General features: G+C 41.6%; 15 protein-coding genes. 8 read left to right on the top strand and 7 right to left on the bottom strand.

The annotated features are described in order from the left end of the window. The first annotated feature begins 12 nt into the window (after positions 1-12). Entirely contained in the window at positions 13-768 is a 756-nt protein-coding gene (locus tag BACCOP_RS04655; RefSeq protein ID WP_007566857.1) for a lysophospholipid acyltransferase family protein, read from the top strand. Positions 769-1020: 252 nt separating this feature from the next. On the opposite strand, the gene BACCOP_RS04650 is transcribed toward BACCOP_RS04655, so the two are convergent. Continuing rightward, a complete protein-coding gene (locus BACCOP_RS04650; protein ID WP_007566853.1) occupies positions 1021-1719 on the bottom strand; it encodes a DUF4369 domain-containing protein in 699 nt (232 codons plus the stop codon). Between the two features lie 192 nt (positions 1720-1911). Here BACCOP_RS04650 and BACCOP_RS04645 point away from each other — a divergent pair, with 192 nt between their 5' ends. Together BACCOP_RS04645 and BACCOP_RS04640 are read left to right on the top strand one after the other, a co-directional pair. Then, entirely contained in the window at positions 1912-4077 is a 2166-nt protein-coding gene (locus BACCOP_RS04645) for a S46 family peptidase (RefSeq protein WP_007566851.1), read from the top strand. Beyond that, on the top strand, positions 4077-6239 hold the full coding sequence (locus BACCOP_RS04640; protein ID WP_007566849.1) for a S46 family peptidase: 2163 nt from the start codon (positions 4077-4079) through the stop codon (positions 6237-6239). Before BACCOP_RS04645 ends, BACCOP_RS04640 begins: the two co-directional genes overlap by 1 nt. Before the next feature lie 144 nt (positions 6240-6383). Here BACCOP_RS04640 and BACCOP_RS04635 read toward each other — a convergent pair whose 3' ends face one another. Together BACCOP_RS04635 and BACCOP_RS04630 are read right to left on the bottom strand one after the other, a co-directional pair. Beyond that, complete coding sequence (locus tag BACCOP_RS04635) at positions 6384-6728, bottom strand: hypothetical protein (RefSeq protein ID WP_007566846.1); 345 nt, start codon at positions 6726-6728, stop codon at positions 6384-6386. Further along, positions 6721-7044, bottom strand: coding sequence for an FtsB family cell division protein (locus BACCOP_RS04630; protein ID WP_007566844.1), 324 nt, complete (start codon positions 7042-7044; stop codon positions 6721-6723). Before BACCOP_RS04630 ends, BACCOP_RS04635 begins: the two co-directional genes overlap by 8 nt. A 323-nt stretch (positions 7045-7367) precedes the next feature. On the opposite strand from BACCOP_RS04630, the gene BACCOP_RS04625 reads away from it, so the two are divergent. The 4 genes from BACCOP_RS04625 to BACCOP_RS04610 all read left to right on the top strand — a co-directional run bounded on the left by BACCOP_RS04625 (position 7368) and on the right by BACCOP_RS04610 (position 14889). Next, a complete protein-coding gene (locus BACCOP_RS04625; RefSeq protein WP_007566840.1) occupies positions 7368-9626 on the top strand; it encodes an aconitate hydratase in 2259 nt (752 codons plus the stop codon). Positions 9627-9633: 7 nt separating this feature from the next. Further along, on the top strand, positions 9634-10893 hold the full coding sequence (icd, locus tag BACCOP_RS04620; RefSeq protein WP_007566838.1) for an NADP-dependent isocitrate dehydrogenase: 1260 nt from the start codon (positions 9634-9636) through the stop codon (positions 10891-10893). Between the two features lie 18 nt (positions 10894-10911). Then, positions 10912-12252 carry a citrate/2-methylcitrate synthase gene (locus tag BACCOP_RS04615; protein ID WP_007566836.1) on the top strand — a complete coding sequence of 447 codons (1341 nt, stop codon included), beginning with the start codon at positions 10912-10914 and terminating at the stop codon, positions 12250-12252. A gap of 171 nt (positions 12253-12423) precedes the next feature. Continuing rightward, the gene (locus tag BACCOP_RS04610) at positions 12424-14889 is read left to right on the top strand and encodes a glycoside hydrolase family 95 protein (protein WP_022124883.1); all 2466 of its coding nucleotides are present in this window, start codon (positions 12424-12426) and stop codon (positions 14887-14889) included. A 409-nt stretch (positions 14890-15298) separates the two neighbouring features. On the opposite strand, the gene folB is transcribed toward BACCOP_RS04610, so the two are convergent. Both folB and BACCOP_RS04600 read right to left on the bottom strand, forming a co-directional pair. Next, complete coding sequence (folB, locus tag BACCOP_RS04605) at positions 15299-15673, bottom strand: dihydroneopterin aldolase (protein ID WP_007566833.1); 375 nt, start codon at positions 15671-15673, stop codon at positions 15299-15301. 1 nt (position 15674) lies between these two features. Then, positions 15675-18218, bottom strand: coding sequence for an adenosylcobalamin-dependent ribonucleoside-diphosphate reductase (locus tag BACCOP_RS04600; RefSeq protein ID WP_007566831.1), 2544 nt, complete (start codon positions 18216-18218; stop codon positions 15675-15677). Between the two features lie 309 nt (positions 18219-18527). On the opposite strand from BACCOP_RS04600, the gene BACCOP_RS04595 reads away from it, so the two are divergent. Beyond that, positions 18528-19268, top strand: a complete 741-nt coding sequence (locus tag BACCOP_RS04595) for an NADPH-dependent oxidoreductase (protein WP_007566828.1) — start codon at positions 18528-18530, stop codon at positions 19266-19268. Between the two features lie 81 nt (positions 19269-19349). Here the strand turns inward: BACCOP_RS04595 and dnaA are convergent, their stop codons facing one another. Both dnaA and BACCOP_RS04585 read right to left on the bottom strand, forming a co-directional pair. Beyond that, positions 19350-20759 (bottom strand): chromosomal replication initiator protein DnaA, encoded by a 1410-nt coding sequence (gene dnaA, locus BACCOP_RS04590; protein ID WP_007566826.1) that lies wholly within the window; start codon positions 20757-20759, stop codon positions 19350-19352. A 326-nt stretch (positions 20760-21085) separates the two neighbouring features. Continuing rightward, positions 21086-21973 carry an MlaD family protein gene (locus BACCOP_RS04585; RefSeq protein ID WP_007566823.1) on the bottom strand — a complete coding sequence of 296 codons (888 nt, stop codon included), beginning with the start codon at positions 21971-21973 and terminating at the stop codon, positions 21086-21088. Positions 21974-21979: the final 6 nt, after the last annotated feature.

Here is a 21979-nt window from a genome sequence, read left to right as displayed (position 1 = left end):
CTATAACAAGCAATGAGATTCTTATACATTATTTATCAAATCTGTATCGGGGTGCCGATTTTTCTGGTGGCAACTATACTTACTGCTTTGACTACCATGTTGGGATGTTGGTTGGGTAACGGACATTTCTGGGGATATTATCCGGGCAAATTGTGGTCACAGCTTACATGTTTTTTGTTTTTGCTTCCGGTAAAAGTCAAGGGGCATGAACACCTGGATAAGAAAACATCCTATGTATTCGTTGCCAATCATCAAGGTTCATTCGATATCTTTTTGGTTTATGGATTTTTGGGGCGTAACTTCAAATGGATGATGAAGAAAAGCCTTCGTAAACTTCCGTTCGTTGGTAAGGCGTGCGAATCTGCCGGCTTTATTTTTGTCGACAAATCTAGTCCTCGTAAGGTATACGAAACAATAAAGAGTGCGGAAAAAGTATTGCAGGGAGGAACTTCATTGGTTGTATTCCCCGAGGGAGCACGTACGTTTACAGGACATATGGCAAACTTTAAGAAGGGAGCTTTTCTGCTTGCCGACCAGTTGCAACTTCCTGTTATTCCACTTACCATAGACGGATCGTTTGATATTCTTCCCCGCACAGGTAAGCTTTTGCATTGGCATCCGATGACTCTGACGATACACGAACCTATTTATCCGTTAGGAAAAAAGGGAGAAGAGAATCTGCAAATGTTGATGGCTGAATCGTATAAGGCTATCGAAAAAGATTTACCTCAGAAATATAAAGGCAAGATGGAGAATCCCGATCAGTAATAAAAAGTTTACCCCTTTCATTTTCGCTTAAACAAAAGATCATTCTTGTTGTTGAATGATAGCGTCAGATGAAAGGGGTAAACTTTGTTATTGCTTGAAACAGAGTGATTTAATATCTGCGAAAAAACAACGTGAAATGTTGGGTGAAATTTGTACAAAAAAACGGAAAACATGCTGATGTTTTCCGTAAAATTATACCTTCTTTTTTTATTTGATTCTCTGAGATGGCGAACTTCTAAAGGAAAAAGAGTTTTATTGTACGGCTTGCAGCTTGTCCATGTTGCTGCGTGCAACCGATACATATTCCTTTATCATCGGATTGTTTTTAAAAGAATCGGGAGCATCGTTTATTATTTCCTCCATAATCGGAGTCAATACCGGATAAGGAAATCCGTTGCATAGCATCAGAAAGACTCCTGTTCCCAATACATTGTTGTAATTTTCTTGGATAAATGTCTTGGCAAGGTCGTCCATGTCGTTTCCTAATGCGGTGCGCTGTTTTTCCATCTCTTCTTGGATAAATTTAGGATCTTTGCCGTCCATAATCATACGGCTTTCCATTCTTTCCACTTCATACGCACGATCTTCCAGCGAAGTTTTCTTTATGATAAACTCATTGAAACTGTCGTTCAACGGAGTTCCTTTTACAGAAAAACCTGCTTTGTCGATATTGATACTGATATTTCCTTCCTCTATGACAACCGGCATGATGCAGTCGTCGTCCATATACAAAGAAGCAATTACGGTAGAGTCGACTTTTCCTTTCATCTTGAATATCCCGTGTACCACTTCAGCCGAGTCTATATTTACCAACTTATCTCCGGACGGCACTTTTATGAAAAGCATTTTTCCATCCAGTTTCGATACAGAAGAAATACCTTCTATTTTATATTTCTTTCCGCACGAAGCGCAAATAATGGCACAAAAGAGAAAAAAGTAAAATCTGTACATGCAATAAGCCTTTAGAAATTTCTGCGGCAAAGGTATAACGTTTAGAAATGACGTGAAAATAAATTATCAAAAATTAAACTAAATAGAGGATTATTACTGAATTAAGCTACTCAAAACGTATTTTTCGCTATCTTTGCTGGCTATTTGCTGACAACGAAAAAATATCAATTATTATTTTTAAATATCATAACAATGAAAAAACTTAAAGTATTAGCATTGGCACTGATTTGTGCTGCCTTTTCACCGGTGAAAGCCGACGAAGGAATGTGGCTTCTTCAGCTGATGAAGGAGCAGAACCTTGCCGACCGTATGAAAGCACAAGGTTTGAAAATGGATATTGCCGATATTTACAATCCGAACAGCGTAACACTAAAAGATGCTGTTGGTATATTCGGACGAGGATGTACCGGTGAAATTATTTCTCCAGACGGACTGATTCTTACTAATCACCACTGTGGTTACGATGCTATCCAGCAGCATAGTTCTGTTGAACACGATTACCTGACTGACGGATTTTGGGCAAAAAGCCGTTCAGAAGAACTTCCAACTCCGGGGTTGACATTTAAGTTTGTAGAACGAATTGTAGATGTAACCGACAAGGTGAACCAGGATATCAAAGACGGAAAAGTGACTGAAATCAATTCTTTTGGTGCAGAATATCTGGATAAGCTTGCTGCTGATGAACTGAAGAATAGTGATTTGAAGGACAAACCGGGTATTTCTACCGAAGCTCTTCCGTTCTATGAAGGAAACAGATTTTATCTGTTCTTCATCAAGACATACAGCGATGTGCGTATGGTAGCTGCTCCTCCTTCATCAATCGGTAAATTCGGTGGAGAAACAGACAACTGGATGTGGCCGCGTCATACAGGTGACTTCTCTATGTTTCGTATCTATGCCGATAAAGATGGTAACCCGGCTGAATATAGTGCCGACAATGTACCTTTGAAAGTGAAGAAGCATCTTGCTATTTCGCTGAAAGGTTTGCAGGAAGGCGACTATGCTATGATTATGGGATTCCCGGGAAGCACCAGCCGTTACCTGACTGAAAGTGAAGTGAAAATGCGTATGGAAGGAATAAACACTCCTCGTATTGAAGTTCGTGAAGCACGTCAGAACGTATTGCGTAAGGAAATGGCTGCCAGCGATAAGGTACGTATCCAGTATGCAAGTAAGTTCGCTTCTTCCAGCAACTACTGGAAAAACTCTATCGGTATGAACAAGGCTATCGTCGACAATAAAGTATTGGAAGCAAAGGCTGAACAGGAAGCTAAGTTTGCGCAGTTTGCAAAAGAACAGAACAATGCCGACTATGCTAAGGTTGTAAGCCAGATTGACGAGTATGTTCAGAAGGCTACTCCGATTACCAAGCAGATGATTTACTTCAGTGAAACTTTCAGAAGCGGTATCGAGTTTGGCGCTACATACGTTTTGTTCAACGATTTGAAAACTGCTTTGCAGAAGAACAAAAAGAAAGATATTGAAAAAGCTATCAGCAGCCTGAAAGAAGCATATGCCGATGTACACAACAAGGATTATGATCATGAAGTAGACCGTAAGGTAGCTAAAGTCTTGATTCCGCTGTATGCAGAGAGTGTACCAGCTGATGCTTTGCCTGCATTCTATCAGACTATCCAGACAAAGTATAAAGGCAATTATGATGCTTACATTGATGCTTTGTATGACAATAGCATTTTCTCTAACGATAAAAACTTCAATGCTTTCATCAGCAACCCTACCGTTAAAGCTATCGAAAACGACCTTGCAGTACAATATTCTTCTAGCAAAAATGAATTGTCGAAGAAACTGAATGAAAAGTATGATGCAGTAAGCGGCAATATCGATTTGTTGCATAAGACATATGTACGTGGCTTGTGTGAAATGTATGCTCCAACTCCGAAAGCTCCGGATGCAAACTTTACTATCCGTCTGACTTACGGTAACGTAAAATCTTACGATCCGAAGGATGGTATCCATTATAAATATTACACTACGCTGAAGGGTGTAATGGAAAAAGAAGATCCGAGCAATCCGGAATTTGTCGTTCCTGCTAAGCTGAAAGAGTTGTATGCTACAAAGAACTTCGGTCGCTATGCATTGCCTAACGGTGAAATGCCGACTTGTTTCCTTACTACCAACGATATTACCGGTGGTAACTCTGGTTCTCCGGTGTTGAATGGTAATGGTGAACTGATTGGTGCTGCATTCGACGGTAACTGGGAATCACTTTCGGGTGATATTAATTTCGACAACAATCTCCAGCGTTGTATTGCTGTAGATATTCGCTATGTATTATTCATCGTTGAAAAATTGGGTGGTTGCAAGAACCTGATTGACGAAATGACTATCGTAGAATAATGAAGAAAACCATATTATTTTCTATGCTTGCCGCATGCTCTCTCGCCGGATATGCCGACGAGGGCATGTGGATGCTGACAGACCTGAAGAAGCAGAACGCTGCCGTGATGCAGGATTTGGGTTTGGATATCAGTATAGATAAGGTATATTGTCCCGACAGCATCAGTCTGAAGGATGCTGTTGTACACTTTGGGGGAGGATGTACCGGCGAAGTAATCTCTGCAGAGGGACTGGTGCTTACCAATCATCACTGCGGATATCAGTATATTCAGCAGCACAGTGCTGTGGAACACGATTATCTGACGGATGGTTTTTGGGCGATGAGCCGTGAACAGGAACTTCCCTGTGAAGGACTGACCATTACGTTTATCGACCGCATCCTCGATGTGACTGACTATGTACAGGAGCAGTTAAAAAAGGATGAGGATCCTGAAGGATTGAATTATCTTTCTCCTTCATACTTGTCGACTGTGGCTAAACGTTTTGCCAAGAAAGAGAATATAAAGACAGACGATTTTGCTGTTCTCGAACTGAAACCGTTCTACGGAGCTAATAAATATTATCTGTTTGTAAAGACAGTATATAAGGATATTCGTATGGTAGGTGCTCCTCCTTCTTCTATCGGAAAGTTTGGAGCTGATACGGATAACTGGATGTGGCCGCGTCATTGTGGTGACTTTTCTATCTTCCGTATTTATGCATCGAAAGATGGTAAACCAGCCAATTATGCGGCAGACAATGTTCCTTTGAAAGTCAAGAAGCACCTTGCTATCAATATGAATGGCATTAAGGAAGGTGATTTTACTTTTGTAATGGGATTCCCCGGACGTAACTGGCGTTACATGATCAGTGATGAAGTGGAGGAACGTATGCAGACTACCAACTTTATGCGTGATACCGTGCGCGGAGTTCGTCTGCGTGTGCTGGGTGAGGAAATGGCAAAAGATGCCAAGACACGCATCCAGTATGCAGCCAAGTATGCTTCTTCTGCCAATTACTGGAAGAATGCCATCGGTATGAACGAAGGACTTGTATCGCTCAAGGTACTCGATCGTAAGAAAGATGAGCAGAAACGTCTTCTGGCTTTTGGCGACGAAACAGGAAATGAATCTTATCGTCAGGCTTATGAAAGTATCAAGCAGATTGTTGCAAAACGCCATGACGCTGTATATCATCAGCAGGCCATTTATGAAGCTTTGATGCTGGGTACAGAGTTTTCTAAAATACCTGATACTGATAAGCTGTTGGAAGCTTTGGAAAAGAATGACAAGAAGGGTATCAAGGCTGCCATTACTGCTTTGCAGGAACAGGGAAGGAAATTCTTTAACAAGGATTACAGTACGGTAGTCGACCGTAAGGTGTCTAAACAATTGCTTGCTTTATATGCGCAACTGATTCCTGCCGGACAACGTATCAGTATTTTTAAAGTAATAGACGGACAGTTTGCTGGCAGTACAGATGCTTTTGTTGATGCTTGCTTCGATCGTTCTATCTTTAGAAGTTCTAAAGCTTTGGCTGCGTTCTTGCAGAATCCGAGCGCTGACAAACTGAAGAAAGATCTGATGGTGCAATATGCTAAATCTGTAAAAGAAGGGTATAAGGCTACGGATGAGGCTATGAAGGCAGAAACCAATGCTTACAACCGTGCACATAAGACATGGGTGGCAGGTATGCTTGCCTTGAAGCAAAAGGAAGGAAAGGCTATTTATCCGGATGCCAACTCTACTTTGCGATTGACTTATGGTAAGATTGGTTCGTATGAACCAGCCGATGGCAAAGAATATCTGTACTATACTACATTGAAGGGAGTAATGGAAAAAGAAGATCCGGAAAATCCTGAATTTGTGGTATCTCCTAAGCTGAAAGAGTTGTACGAGAAGAAAGATTTCGGACCATATGCTATGGCTGATGGACGTATGCCGGTATGTTTTGTTACAGCGACTGACAATACGGGTGGTAACTCTGGCTCTCCGGTGTTCAACTCAAAAGGTGAATTGATTGGAGTAGGTTTCGACCGTAACTATGAAGGACTGACAGGAGATATTGCTTACAATCCGCAGTTGCAGCGTGCTGCTTGTGTTGACATTCGATATGTGTTGTTTGTCATCGATAAATATGCGGGAGCCAAGCATTTGATTGATGAACTGACCATTGTCCGTTGATTCATGTTTATAAAATCACGGTGATAAAATAAAGCCATATCATTACTCGATACTGAGTTTGATATGGCTTTTATATTTTAATAGTAACCGGTTACTGTGCTATCAAAAACTTACTCTGTTTTGTGTATATGCTCTTGAACCGGATTATTTGTTCTTTTCTTTTTCCTCTTCCTGAGGAATACGGAATACGGTGTACATTTCCAGTACGGCAGCAATAGTCAGACATACTACCCATTCATTTCGTTTCCAGAGAATCATCATTACTCCGGCAACAACCAGTAAAGTTGCTCCGATTATTTGCTGGCGGCGCAGGCGGCGGATAATGATGTTTTTCCCTTCGTAACCGCTCATTACTTGTACATAGGCAAACATAATGGCTCCTATCAGATATAAGTATGGAGCCCATGCCAGTTGGGTGATTTGCAGTGCAGCTCCCAACAGTAGTGCTACTGCCCCTACAGTAGCTATAGCAGAATAGTATTTACTCATCCTTGATCTTTTTCAAATCTTCTTCAAAAATATAAATATCTTCATTCTCTTTCTTCATCAAGTACTTTTCGCGTGCAACTTTTTCCAGTTCCTCCGGATTTGAAGTCAGTTCTTTTAGTTCGCGACTGTCCCTTTCATATTGTTTACGGTAATGCTCTATTTCCGTATTTAATGTCTGGATTTCACGCCAGTGTGAGAAGCGCTGTATCAGACTGTTTTCTTCATCTAATACACCGATTATCAGCAAAAAGACAAGTATTGTAATAAGGTATTTATGCTGACGGATATATTCCCATGCTTTTTTCAGTTTGCTCATATGATGTTCTTAATGATTTACAGGCAAAGATAGTGATAATCTATGAAGTATATATGTTCGTTGATTTTATTTTTTCAGAACTGTCGATGTAAGGTTGTTTCCGTTTTTATAATCTTATGAAACCTCCTGTTTTCTTTTCTGTAAATTGAATGAAGAAATAAAGAACTTTGTAAAGAATAGAATCTTTCTTTGTGTTATAATTATGCAATATTGCGATATTTTCTTTCAAAATGAATTAATTTATTTAATTTTTATTGATTGTTGAAAATATTTTCTATATGTTTGTGACATTATTTAAAAGGTAAAAAAGAAAGGAAAACAGAATGGTTTACGATATTGAGATGCTGAAACGCTTTTATGCATCGTATGCAGTACATGTGGATGCAGCGCGAATGAAATTAGGTAAAGCCATGACATTGGCAGAAAAAATATTATATGCACACTTATATAATGCAGATACAGTTGCTTCTTTTCGCCGTGGTGAGGATTATGTAAATTTCCGTCCTGACAGAGTAGCTATGCAAGATGCTACGGCTCAGATGGCGTTGCTGCAATTTATGAATTCAGGGAAAGAAAGTGCTGCTGTTCCGGCTACGGTACACTGTGACCATTTGATACAGGCATATCGGGGATTTAAAGAAGACTTACCTGTAGCTGAAGAGACAAATAAGGAGGTATATGACTTTCTGAAGAGTGTTGCCTCTAAATATAACATCGGTTTTTGGAAACCGGGAGCTGGTATCATTCATCAGGTTGTATTAGAGAACTATGCGTTCCCGGGCGGAATGATTGTAGGAACAGATTCTCATACTCCCAATGCCGGCGGTTTAGGAATGGTTGCCATCGGAGTAGGAGGAGCTGATGCGGTAGATGTAATGACCGGAATGGAATGGGAACTGAAAATGCCTAAAATTATCGGTGTGCGTCTGAAAGGTAAGCTTAATGGCTGGGCCTCGCCCAAAGATGTAATATTAAAGCTGGCGGGTATGCTTACTGTAAAAGGAGCTACCAATGCCATTATCGAATATTTTGGAGAAGGAACGGCTTCACTGTCTGCTACCGGTAAAGCGACCATTTGTAATATGGGCGCTGAAGTAGGAGCTACAACTTCCATATTCCCTTATGATGCGGAAATGGAGAAATATCTGTGTGCTACGGGACGTAAGGAGGTGGCTGCAATGGCTTCGGGCAATGCTTTGTATCTGAAAGCTGACGCAGAGGTAGAGGCTAATCCGGAAGTATATTATGATAAAGTTATTGATATAGATTTGTCTACATTGGAGCCATATATCAATGGTCCGTTTACACCCGATGCAGCATGTCCGATATCGGAATTTGCAGAAAAGGTGCGGACAAACGGTTATCCGCAACGGATGGAAGTGGGGTTGATTGGTTCGTGTACAAACTCTTCGTATCAAGACTTGACTCGTGCGGCTTCATTGGCCCGTCAGGTGAAGGCAAAAGGGTTGAAAATGACTGCCCAGTTAATTATAAATCCAGGTTCGGAGCAGGTTTACTGTACGACAAAGCGTGATGGAATGATAGCCGATTTTGAAGCGGTAGGAGGAGTGATTATGACAAACGCTTGTGGTCCGTGCATCGGACAGTGGAAGCGTGTAGCTGACGATCCGCAGCGTGCCAATTCTATCGTGACTTCGTTTAACCGTAATTTTGCCAAGCGTGCCGACGGCAATCCCAATACGCATGCTTTTGTCGCTTCGCCTGAGTTAGCTATGGCGCTGGCTATTGCAGGAGATTTATGTTTCAATCCGCTGACTGATACATTGACAAATGAAAGAGGTGAGCAGGTCAAGCTCGATGCTCCGGTAGGAGAAACCTTGCCGGATAAAGGATTTACGGTAGACGACAACGGATATGTAGCTCCGGCTGCTGACGGAAAGAATCTGGAAGTTTCTATCGCTCCCGATTCTAAACGTTTACAGAAACTGGCTCCTTTTGCAGCATGGGATGGAAAGGATCTGATAGATATGCCGTTGTTGATCAAGACACAGGGTAAATGTACTACTGATCATATTTCGATGGCAGGACCGTGGCTCCGTTTCCGTGGACACTTGGAAAATATTTCCGATAATATGCTGATGGGGGCTGTAAACGCATTCAATGGCAAGACCAATAGTGTATGGAACAGACTGACTGGTGATTATGAGGCTGTATCGGCTGTGGCAAAGCAATATAAGGCAAAAGGTATTCCTTCTATTGTAGTGGCAGAGGAAAACTACGGAGAAGGTTCGAGCCGTGAACATGCGGCCATGGAACCTCGATTCCTGAATGTACGTGTGATTCTTGCTAAGAGCTTTGCCCGTATTCACGAAACGAATTTGAAAAAACAAGGTATGCTGGCGCTTACCTTTATGAATAAAGATGATTACGACAAGATACAGGAACACGATTGCATCTCAATTGTAGGGCTGGATAGCTTTGTTCCGGGGAAACCCTTACAGGTAATCGTAAAACATGAAAACGGAACAGAAGATATGTTCCTGGCATCACATACATACAATGAAATGCAGATAGGTTGGTTTAAGGCAGGGTGTGCCCTGAATACATTCAGAAAACAATAAAAAGATTATGAGTAAGGTATATATGCAAGATGGTCGGCTGGTTGTACCCGACTGTGTAACTGTCCCTTTTATAGAAGGTGACGGAGTGGGAGCAGAGATAACTCCCGTATGTCAGCAAATAGTAAACGAAGCTGTAAAATTGGCTTATAGTGGAAAACGTTCCATCGAATGGAAAGAAGTACTGGCAGGAGGGAAAGCCTTCGAGCAGACCGGAGAATGGTTGCCTGAAGTTACTATGGATGCCTTCCGTGAGTATTTGATAGGTATTAAGGGCCCTCTTACTACACCGGTAGGAGGAGGTATTCGTTCGCTGAATGTTGCTTTGCGTCAGACACTCGATTTGTATGTTTGCCTGCGTCCGGTACGCTGGTTCCGTGGAGTAGTTTCTCCGGTTAAAGAACCTCAAAAAGTGGATATGCACATCTTCCGAGAAAATACAGAAGATATTTATGCCGGTATCGAATGGGAGCAGGGTACTTCCGAAGCACAGAAGTTTTATGCTTTTCTGCGTGATGAGATGGGTGTAAAGAAAGTACGTTTCCCCGAAACTTCTTCGTTCGGAGTAAAGCCTGTATCAGTAGAAGGCACGAAACGTCTGGTGCGTGCAGCTATCTTGTACGCATTGCAGCACAAATTGCCTTCGGTTACACTGGTACACAAGGGAAATATTATGAAATTTACCGAAGGAGGATTCAAGCGTTGGGGGTATGAAGTGGCAGAAACAGAGTTTGCCGGCCGTATATTTACGATGAACCAGTATAACCAGTTGAAGAAGGATCTGGGTGAAGAATCGGCAAAGGCTGCACTGGCTGAGGCTATGAATACAGGAAAAGTTATTATTAAGGACTGTATTGCTGATGCCTTCTTGCAGAATACCTTGCTTATCCCGGAAGAATATTCGGTTATTGCAACGCTGAATCTGAACGGAGATTATGTTTCCGACCAGCTGGCCGCTATGGTAGGAGGTATCGGAATCGCTCCGGGGGCCAATATCAATTACCTGACAGGACATGCTATTTTTGAGGCAACGCACGGTACGGCTCCTGATATTGCCGGAAAGAATGTAGTTAATCCTTGTTCGTTATTGCTGTCGTCTGTCATGATGCTGGAGTATCTGGGATGGAAAGAGGCTGCTTTACTCATCACAAATGCATTGGAACAATTGTTCGGAGCAGGAGAGGCAACGGTCGATCTGGCTCGTTTCATGCCCGACGGAAAAGCTTTGGCTACGAAAGAGTTCGGACAGCGTGTAATAGAGTCATTATAATCAAAAGAACGTATCAGAATGAAAAAAGAATATATCGTATATAAACTTTCGGAATGTGCCAAACAGGCATGCCGGATTGATAATGAGCTTTTCACGAAATATAATGTGAAGCGTGGTCTGCGTAATGAAGACGGCACAGGTGTTCTTGTAGGACTGACTAAGATTGGTAACGTTGTAGGTTATGAGCGTACTGAAGAGGGTTTGAAACCTATTCCCGGAAAGTTGTTCTATAGAGGATACGATTTGGATGACATCGCTCATGCATTGTTGAAGGAAAAACGTTTCGGATTCGAGGAAGTTGCCTATCTGCTGCTTTCGGGAGAACTCCCCGACAGTGAACAACTGGCTGCTTTCAAAGAGCTGATAAACGACAATATGCCACTCGACAAGAAGACGACCATGAATATCATCGACCTGGAGGGTCAGAATATCATGAACATTCTGGCGCGCAGTGTGCTCGAGATGTATACGTTCGACCCGAATCCGGACGATATTTCACGCGATAACCTGATGCGCCAGTCCATCGAGCTGATATCGAAGTTCCCTACCATCATAGCCTATGCGTACAGCATTTACCGTCATAGTATTCACGGACGTTCGCTGCATATCCGCCATCCGCATGAGAATCTCTCGATTGCCGAGAACTTTCTCTATATGATAAAGAAAGACTATACACCGCTGGAGGCTCGTATGCTCGACCTGCTGTTGGTACTTCAGGCAGAACACGGTGGTGGTAACAACTCAACATTTACGGTACGTGTTACCAGTTCTACCCGTACAGATACTTATTCCAGCATAGCGGCAGGTATCGGATCGTTGAAGGGTCCGCTGCATGGAGGTGCTAATATACAGGTAGTAAAGATGTTCCACCACTTGAAGGAGGTTATTTCCGACTGGACCAATGTGGACGAAATAGATACATATCTGATGCGTATGTTACGGAAAGAGGCATACGACGGAAGCGGACTGATTTATGGTATCGGACATGCTGTATATACCATTTCCGATCCTCGTGCAGTGCTTCTGAAGGAGCTGGCAAGTGAACTGGTAGCCGAAAAGGGATGCGAAAAGGAATTTGCTTTCCTCGAACTGCTGGAACAGCGTGCCATAGAATGTTTCAAGAAGGTGAAGGGAACGAAAAAGCAGGTTTGCTCGAATGTTGACTTCTATTCGGGATTCATTTATGAAATGATGGGACTTCCGATGGAAATTTATACGCCGCTCTTTGCCATGGCACGTATTGTGGGATGGACGGCACACCGCATTGAGGAACTGAACTTCGAAGGAAGACGAATTATTCGTCCGGCATATAAGAATGTACTCGATGAAGTAGCATATACTCCGATTGTAGAGAGATAGAATTTCTTTTAAAGAGATTAGAGAAGCTGTCTGGATTTGCGTATTGAAAACGGAAATCCGGACAGCTTTTTTATTGTATTTTCTGTTTTCGGAATAAAATATTTTGAACCGTTGGATGCTATTTCTCTTTTAGTTATCTTTGTCGTCGTAAATACAATAAGTAAACCTTATATGAAAAAACATTTGTTATTAGTGGGAGCATGTGTTTGGATGATGCTCTCGGCACACGCACAAAATTTGAAGCTGTGGTATCAGCAACCGGCAAAAACATGGGTAGAGGCACTGCCCGTAGGAAACTCATCGATGGGGGCGATGGTTTATGGAGGAACATCGCGCGAAGAATTGCAGTTGAACGAAGAAACGCTTTGGGGAGGAGGACCGTATCGGAATGACAATCCGAAAGCGCTCGAAAGTCTGGCTGAAGTACGTAACCTGATTTTCTCCGGAAAGACAATGGACGCCCAGAATCTGATTGACCAGACGTTTTATACGGGGCGCAACGGTATGCCTTATCAGACAATCGGAAGCTTGATTATTGAAGCGCCGGGCCATGAAAAAGCTAAGAATTATTATCGTGACCTTAATCTGGAAAGAGCCGTGGCGACAACCCGTTATCAGGTAGACGGAGTGAACTTTCAGCGTGAGGTTTTTGCCTCTTTTCCCGATCGGGTAATCATTGTCCGTTTCACGACCGATAAACCAGGTGAATTGAATTTTAAGGTAAGCTATGATTCTCCGCTGCAAAGTACGGTAAGAAAGCAGGGGAAAAAGCTGGTTCTTCGCGGCAAGGGTGGAGACCATGAAGGTGTGAAAGGAGTAATCGAAGTTGAAACTCAGAGTCAGGTGATAGCAGAAGGCGGTAAGGTCAGTCTGACGGATAAATATATTTCTGTTGAGCATGCGACTGCGGCTACCTTGTATATCGCTGCTGCAACCAATTTCGTCAATTATCATAATGTAAAGGGAAATGAAAGCAAGAAAGCTTCTGCTTTGCTGGCTGGTGCAATGAAAAAAGAGTATTCCGAAGCGCTGAAAGCACATACCGACTATTATCAGTCGCAGTTCAATCGTGTTTCGCTTTCGCTAGGAGGAGAAAACACTAAAACAGCCAGACAGGAAACGGTAAAGCGTATTGCCGGTTTCAGTCAGGGAAATGATCCGGCACTTGCAGCTTTGATGTTCCAGTATGGCCGTTACCTGCTGATTTCTTCTTCACAGCCGGGAGGACAGCCTGCCAATTTGCAAGGCATCTGGAATCATCAGTTGAATGCTCCGTGGGATGGAAAGTATACCATCAATATCAATACCGAAATGAATTACTGGCCGGCAGAGGTTACCAATCTGTCGGAAACCCATGAACCTTTGTTCGGTCTGGTTCAGGATTTATCTGTAACCGGACGTGAAACCGCACGTACGATGTATGGTTGCAACGGATGGGTGGCACATCACAATACTGATATCTGGCGTGTCACTGGTCCGGTAGACAAAGCTTTCTACGGAACATGGCCGGTAGGAGGAGCCTGGCTGACTACTCACTTATGGCAGCATTATCTGTATACCGGCGATAAAGATTTCCTGAGAAAATCTTATCCGGCAATGAAAGGAGCCGCCGATTTCTTCTTGGGGTATATGATTCCTCATCCGAAATATGGATGGAAAGTTACAGCTCCTTCCATGTCGCCCGAGCATGGTCCGAAGGGTGAAGACACCAAGAAAGCTTCTACTATCGTATCGGGCTGTACGATGGATAATCAGATTATTTTCGATGTATTGAGCAATACACTGGCTGCTTCTGAAATTCTGGAACTTTCGGCTGCTTACAGAGATTCGTTGAGAACCTTGCTTTCCGAAATGGCTCCTATGCAGATAGGGCGTTACAATCAGTTGCAGGAATGGCTGGAAGATCTGGACGATCCGAAAGACGGACACCGCCACGTATCGCATGCATACGGATTGTTCCCCAGCAATCAGATTTCTCCGTTTACTCATCCACAGCTTTTTCAGGCTGTAAAAAACACCTTGCTGCAACGTGGTGATAAGGCTACCGGATGGTCTATCGGATGGAAGATTAATCTGTGGGCACGCCTGCTCGACGGCAATCATGCTTATAAGATGATTTCCAATTTGCTGGTTCTGCTGCCCAATGACGAGGTAAAAGAAGAATATCCTGAAGGACGTACGTATCCTAACTTGTTTGACGCGCATCCTCCTTTCCAGATAGACGGAAATTTCGGATTTACGGCTGGAGTTGCAGAAATGTTGCTTCAGAGTCACGACGGAGCAGTGCATTTGCTTCCGGCTTTACCCGACAAATGGGAGGAAGGTAAAGTCAAAGGATTGGTTGCCCACGGAGGATTTGTTGTCGATATGGACTGGAATGGCGTACAGTTGGACACTGCTAAGATTCACTCCCGCATAGGAGGAAACCTGCGTCTGCGTTCGTATGTTCCATTGAAAGGAGAGGGGCTGAAGCCGGCATCGGGAACAAATCCTAATCCACTGTTCCGCCAGGCTGCCATTAAAGAGCCTTTGGTATCGAAGGAAATCAATCCGCAATATCCGGTTATTCCGAGAGTCTATGAGTATGATCTGGCAACAGAAGCCGGAAAAGATTACGTTGTGACAAGAGGATTATAAGGTGTTTGAGGCCGATTGCAAGAACTTGCTGGTAAGTTATGAAAAAGAAGATGAATTATTCGTATAAAGAACATGAATTTTGGCTGTTTTTTTGTACGAAGTGACACAAACTTTCGTACAGTTTTTTAGAAAATATCACGATGTTTTTGCAAAACTTCCTTGAGATATAAAAAACATGTCTTTTACCTGTTTTCAGCTCTTTCTATTACTGTTTTGGAGTTGAGACTGAATCGGTAAAGGGCATGTTTTTTAGAAGTCTTTTTAGCTTTGTTTTCAGATTTTCCTTAAGAAAAGAGATATCTTTCGGGCACTGATATTTTGCATAGTAAAGGGTATAAAAAAAGAGTCCGGATAGATGAAGTGATGATTGGTTCAGGTCACTTTCATCATCCGGACTCCTTTTCTTTATTTATCTGATGTAAGTTGCTTCTACACCTACTTGTGAACAGTCGGCCCCCATCGGAGGATTTTGCTTGTAAAGTGCAATATTGATTTCACTTATTGTCTGGAAATCATCCAATAGCCTTTGGGCAATTCTCCATGCTACATGTTCAAGCAGTTGGGAAGGAATGCGCATTTCTTCTTTTACGGCATTGAATACATCTGCGTAGTTTATGGTTCCTTCCAGCCGGTCGGTTTCAGCAGCGAGTGTAAAATCTGTCTTCAGACGTAAGTCGATTGTATATTGCGCTCCTACACGATTCTCTTGAGGCAGTACACCGTGATAAGCGTACAGTCTGATACCTTTCAGATGAATATACATGTCTGTAGCCTGCTTCATCATTTTATCCGCAGCGTGATGTTCCACAAGTCTTGCAAATCAGACAGCCTTCCTGATAAACTAAGGTTTCATGTCCGCAGTTAGGACATTTCATACCTTTGGCTTCGGTTCCGTCTTGTACGTATTTCTTCAATGCACGCTGTACACCGTTTTTCCAGGTGTTGATGTTTTCACTGTCGAGCTGCAATGAACCTACCAGTTTGATAACCTGTTCGATAGGCATTCTCCAACGTAACACACCGGATATCAGTTTTGCATAGTTCCAGTATTCCTTGTTGAACTTCTCAGAAAGTCCTTCGATGGTCATCTTGTAACCACGTTTGTTTTCAAACTGGAAGTCGTAATGTTTCGTTCCGTCTTCATCGTAACTCTTGATGATACGTCCGGAAGTTACTGATTTCGGCAGCAGGATACCTTCCTCTTCGTCTTGCAGACCTGTGAAGATTTCGTATGGATGTCCGTCGAGTAGTCCTACGAAAGCCACCCATTTTTCTTTATTATTTTGGAATCGAACGACATCAGCTTCCAGAACACGAGGACGTACTTCTGTTACCTGAGGTGGTTTGCATTGGCACTCTTCTTCTTTCTTATCCTTTTTCTTCTGTGTAGAAACGAGAACTCCGGCGCGTGAACCGTCACGGTATACGGTACATCCTTTACAGCCTGAACGCCATGCTTCTACGTAAAGGCGGTTTACCAGTTCCTCGTCAACAGAATTTGGCAGGTTGATAGTGACACTGATTGAGTGGTCTACCCATTTTTGGATACGTCCCTGCATTTTGACCTTCATCAGCCAGTCTACATCGTTTGATGTAGCTTTATAATAAGGAGATTTGGCAACCAGGTCGTCTATTTCTTCCTGTGTATAATGTTTGTCTGGATCGTATCCGTTTATTTGCATCCATGTCAGGAACTTATGGTGGAATACAACGTATTCTTCAAAAGCATCTCCAGTTTCGTCTACGAAATCTACGTGTACATTTGCATCGTTTGGATTTACTTTGCGGCGACGTTTGTACACAGGCATGAATACCGGTTCAATTCCCGATGTTGTTTGAGTCATCAAGCTTGTTGTTCCGGTTGGAGCGATTGTCAGACAGGCAATGTTACGACGTCCGTACTTTTTCATGTCTTCGTAGAGTTCCGGATCGGCGTCTTTTATACGGTTGATGAACGGGTTATTTACTTCGCGTGCAGCATCGTATATTTCGAATGCTCCACGTTCTTTTGCCATATTGACTGAAGAACGGTAAGCTTCTATTGCGATTGTTTTGTGTACTTTTTCAGAAAATTCGGTAGCCTCTTCTGTTCCGTAGCGCAATCCCATAGCGGCAAGCATATCTCCTTCGGCTGTAATACCTACTCCGGTACGGCGTCCTAGACCTGATTTGCGATAAATCTTTTCCCACAGATGACGTTCAGTTCCCTTTACTTCTTCACTTTCAGGGTCTGAATCAATCTTTTCCATGATTTTTTCGATTTTCTCAAGTTCCAGATCAATAATGTCGTCCATGATACGTTGTGCCAATCCGACATGTTTCTTGAATAATTCAAAGTCGAAATATGCCTCAGGAGTAAATGGATTTACTACATATGAGTAAAGGTTGATGGCAAGCAGACGGCAAGAGTCATACGGACACAAAGGAATTTCACCACACGGATTGGTTGAAACAGTGCGGAAACCTAGGTCTGCATAACAATCGGGTACTGATTCTCTCAGGATGGTGTCCCAGAAAAGAACTCCTGGTTCTGCCGATTTCCATGCATTGTGAACAATCTTTTTCCACAGAGCAGAAGCGTTGATTTCTTTTTTTACCTGTGGATCGTTTGAATCGATAGGGAACTGCTGTGTATAGGTACGGTTTTCTACAGCTGCCTGCATGAATTCATCGTCCAGCTTAACTGAAACATTGGCTCCAGTTACTTTCCCTTCGGTCATCTTGGCATCGATAAATGCTTCAGAGTCGGGATGCTTGATAGATACACTCAACATTAGTGCTCCACGACGTCCGTCTTGAGCTACTTCACGGGTTGAGTTTGAATAACGTTCCATAAAGGGAACCAGTCCGGTAGAAGTCAGTGCTGAGTTTTTTACAGGTGAGCCTTTCGGGCGGATATGTGAAAGGTCATGTCCTACACCACCACGGCGTTTCATCAGCTGTACTTGTTCTTCGTCGATACGAATGATAGCACCGTAAGAGTCGGCTTTCCCGTCCAGACCGATAACGAAGCAGTTGGATAATGAAGCAATTTGATAATCATTTCCGATACCTGTCATCGGGCTTCCCTGAGGAACGATGTACTTGAAGTGATCGAATAATCCAAAGAGTTCTTCCGAACTGAGTGCATTAGGATATTTTGCCTCGATACGGGCTACTTCATTGGCAATACGCCAATGCATATCCACGGGAGATTTTTCGTAAATATTTCCGAAGGAATCTTTTACAGCGTACTTGTTTACCCAAACGCGGGCAGCAAGTTCATCTCCTTTAAAATACTCTAACGATGCCTTGTAAGCCTCGTCATAGCTGTACGTTTGTTTTTCCACTTTTATATAATGATATTAGTTCGTTATTTTCTTTTTAATTTGTAGAATTGCTTTATTGAATAACAAACCGCTGCAAAGCTAAAGATGTTTTTCTTATTTGCAAAATAAAAGAGAAAGAAGTTATTAACAATCTGCAAAGTTTTCCGTCTTGTTTTTATATTTGTTTGATTATTAACTGTTTATGATTTTGTGGTTTTCTTGAAGTTTACTGTTTTGAATAACTTTGTCTTTTTGGTGTGTTTATTTGCTATTCATTGTTATATACTTATTTTTTATTTGTACCTTTGTAAATAAATCAACTTTTTAATTATGGATTCAATAAAGAACAGACGTACGATACGTAAATATAAGGCACAGGATATTCCTGTCGATTTGTTGAATGATATGCTGGAAACTTCTTTCCGTGCAGCTACAATGGGTAATATGCAATTATATAGTGTTGTTGTTACTCGTGATCCGGAAATGAAGGCACAGTTGGCTCCGGCTCATTTTAACCAGCCGATGGTAACTTCTGCTCCAGTTGTACTGACTTTCTGTGCCGATTTTAATCGTTTTAGTAAATGGTGTCGCCAAAGAAAAGCTGAACCGGGATATGATAATTTGCTTTCTTTTATGAATGCAATGACAGATGCATTGCTGGTGACACAGAATTTTTGTACGATTGCTGAGGATAAAGGATTGGGTACATGTTTTTTAGGAACTACCATTTACAATCCTCATCAGATTATAGAAATATTAAATTTGCCAGAATTGGTGATACCGGTTGCAACAATAACCGTAGGCTACCCCGATGAATCTCCTGCTCAGCCAGACCGTTTGCCGATAAAGGGTATTATCCATCAGGAAAAGTATCATGATTATACACCAGAAGAGATTGAGGACATTTTGGCTTATAAGGAATCTCTTCCTGAAAACCGTCATTTTGTAGAAATAAATCATACAGAAACCCTTGCCCAGATTTTTACAGATATCAGATATAGAAAGGCTGATAATGAAGCGATGTCGGATTTGTTGAAAAAAACATTGAAGCAGCAGTTGTTTGATAAATAATTGGGATGTTCTTGTCTGATACATAAAATAAAAGCCGTGGTATTCGAATACCACGGCTTTTATTTTATGTATCTCTTGGTCTTATTTTTGATGTAAACTAGCTTCTATTTCTTCAATTTCAGCTTTGAATGCTTTGTCTACCTCTACCTGATCCTTCACTATTTTACAAGCGTGAAGTACTGTAGCGTGGTCTTTATTACCAATCAGCTGACCGATTTTTGAAGATGATGTATCTGTATGTTTCTTGGCTAGGTACATTGCTACTTGACGTACTTGAACCACTTCACGTTTGCGGGTCTTGGTATGGATGGTAGAAGCATCCACTTTATAATGACTGCATACTTTTTCGATGATATTATCAACTGTAAGTGGTTTGACTTCAGCGCAGCGTACAGCTTTGCGGACAATACGTTGAGCTAAATCCAGATTTATTTCGCGTTTCAGCTGGATAGAATATACTAACAGTGAGTTTACAATACCTTCTAGTTCGCGAACACTTTCGTTTACGTTTTCCGCTATGTAGCAAATTACTGATTCTGGAATAACCAAACCGTCGCGACGGATTTTATTGCGCAAGATGTTTTTGCGTAATTCAATGTCTGGTTTCTCCAATTCAGCAACAAGTCCCCATTTGAAACGTGTCAGCAGTCGGTCTTCCATACCTTGCAGCATGACAGGGGCACGGTCGGAAGTTAAAATCAACTGCTTTCCGTTCTGGTGCAGGTGATTGAATATGTGGAAGAATGTATTCTGTGTCTTGGTTACACCGGCAAACTCTTGGATATCGTCGATAATCAGCACATCAATAGTTTGATAGAAACTGATGAAATCATTGAAGTGATTTGTACGCACAGAGTCTGTGTATTGTACCTGAAATAAGTGTGCAGATACATACAAAACACGCTTTTCCGGATAAAGTTCCTTTATACGTGTACCTATGGCATTGATAAGGTGTGTCTTTCCAACACCTGACGGACCATACAGAAATAAAGGGTTGAATGTACGTGCCGGATTTTGAGCTACGGTTTCGGCCACAGTTCTTGAAAACTCATTACTTGTTCCCTTTATAAAATTTTCAAAGTTATAATTAGGGTTCAAGTGTGGATCTAAGTCTTGCACAGCCGGAGCTTGTAATAGGCTGGGAGCCTTATTACCATTATGTATAGGAGCCTGAGGAGGCAAAGCTGATGAACGCTCTGTCCCTTTCATATCGATGGCTATATGGTTTGTCTTGTCTGTGAGTATAGAATACATCAACTCTGTGCCTTCACCAATTTCTTTATAAATGGCGGCACGCAAGAGCCCCACATACTTTTCTTCCAAATATTCATAGAAGAAAGGACTGGGAACCCCTATAGTCAAGGCTTTATCCTCGTATTTTAATGGAACGACGGGTTCGAACCATGTTTTATAGGCTGTCGCATTAACGTTATCTTTTATAAAGTTTAAGCAACGTTTCCACAATGCAATAGCCTGATTGTTTTCAATCATATTTAATCTGTTATTAATAAAGCGAAACTTCTACGTTTGCAAATTTCGTAATCAATTTTCAGAAAAACAAATGTCTTTTTGTTTGCTTTTTTAATTATTCTTACAATAGGTTGGGAATCAGTGGTTTGTTTGTTGAATGGCTTCTTTAGAAATATTCCCAGATTTGCTCGTTTGCAAGAAGTTGTTTCTCAAATGTTTATATATTTGTTTCTGTCTTTGAATATAATAACTTCTTGATTGCTTTTGCTTGATAATCAAGAAGTTATTATTCTATTTGTTTAGATGTTAGTCTAATTTATTATTTGGAATATTTCTATATAGTGTGTTTATTTATCTTTTTTCCCAAAAAGTGAGAAATGTACATAACGTTTTGGGTGAGACTTTAAATCCTCTAGCAGGCTGGCAGCGTTGGCTGTTGTTGCATTCAGGTTATTATACAAGCTGGAATCATTCATAAGTAATCCTAGCGTATTGTCTTTTCTGTTTAATTTATCTGTAAGCAAATATACATTTTGCAGTGTAGAATCAGCTTTGGCAAGAGTAGATGCATAGTCTACACCTTTTAAATTGTCGGTAATAGTCTTTAAGTTTTCTGTAATAGCAGTTACATTACCTGTCAGCTGAGGAACATCGGTTGACATTAACTTATTCAACTGGGCACTTGTTGAATTTAAAGAAGCTGTCAGCTGTTCTGCATTATGCAATGTTTTGCTCAATGCAGGATCTGCCAATAATTTATTTAATGAACCCAGAATGGAATCCAGTTTAGGAAGCATTTGTTCCATTTTGGGAAGCAGATCTTTTTCTGCTGCTCCTAACAGTCCTGTATTAGCTGTACCTGGTAATGTGTCTCCCTCATTATAATATGTGGTACTTTCGTGATTCAGGATGAGATTCATTTTTACAGTTCCCAGCATTTCTGTTATAAGCTCAGCTTTACTTCCTGTAGGAATCTTCATTTCCTGATCCATTTCGATACCCACAACAACATGTCCTGGCTTTTGGTAATTATATTCTATATCACGTACGATACCAACTTTAAATCCATTAGCGAATACGGGGCTGGATTGAGCAAGTCCGTTAATATCGGTAAACTCTACATGATAATAGCTTTCCGGCTTAAACATATTAATACCTTTCAGGTAATTGATGCCACAGAAAAGTATAAGTAACGCGGCAATTCCTGCTAAACCTATTTTTACTTCTTTTTTCATATTTGT

Source organism: Phocaeicola coprocola DSM 17136, from assembly GCF_000154845.1.
GTDB classification, from domain to species: Bacteria; Bacteroidota; Bacteroidia; order Bacteroidales; family Bacteroidaceae; genus Phocaeicola; species Phocaeicola coprocola.
This window is presented reverse-complemented; position numbering and strand designations above follow the sequence as displayed.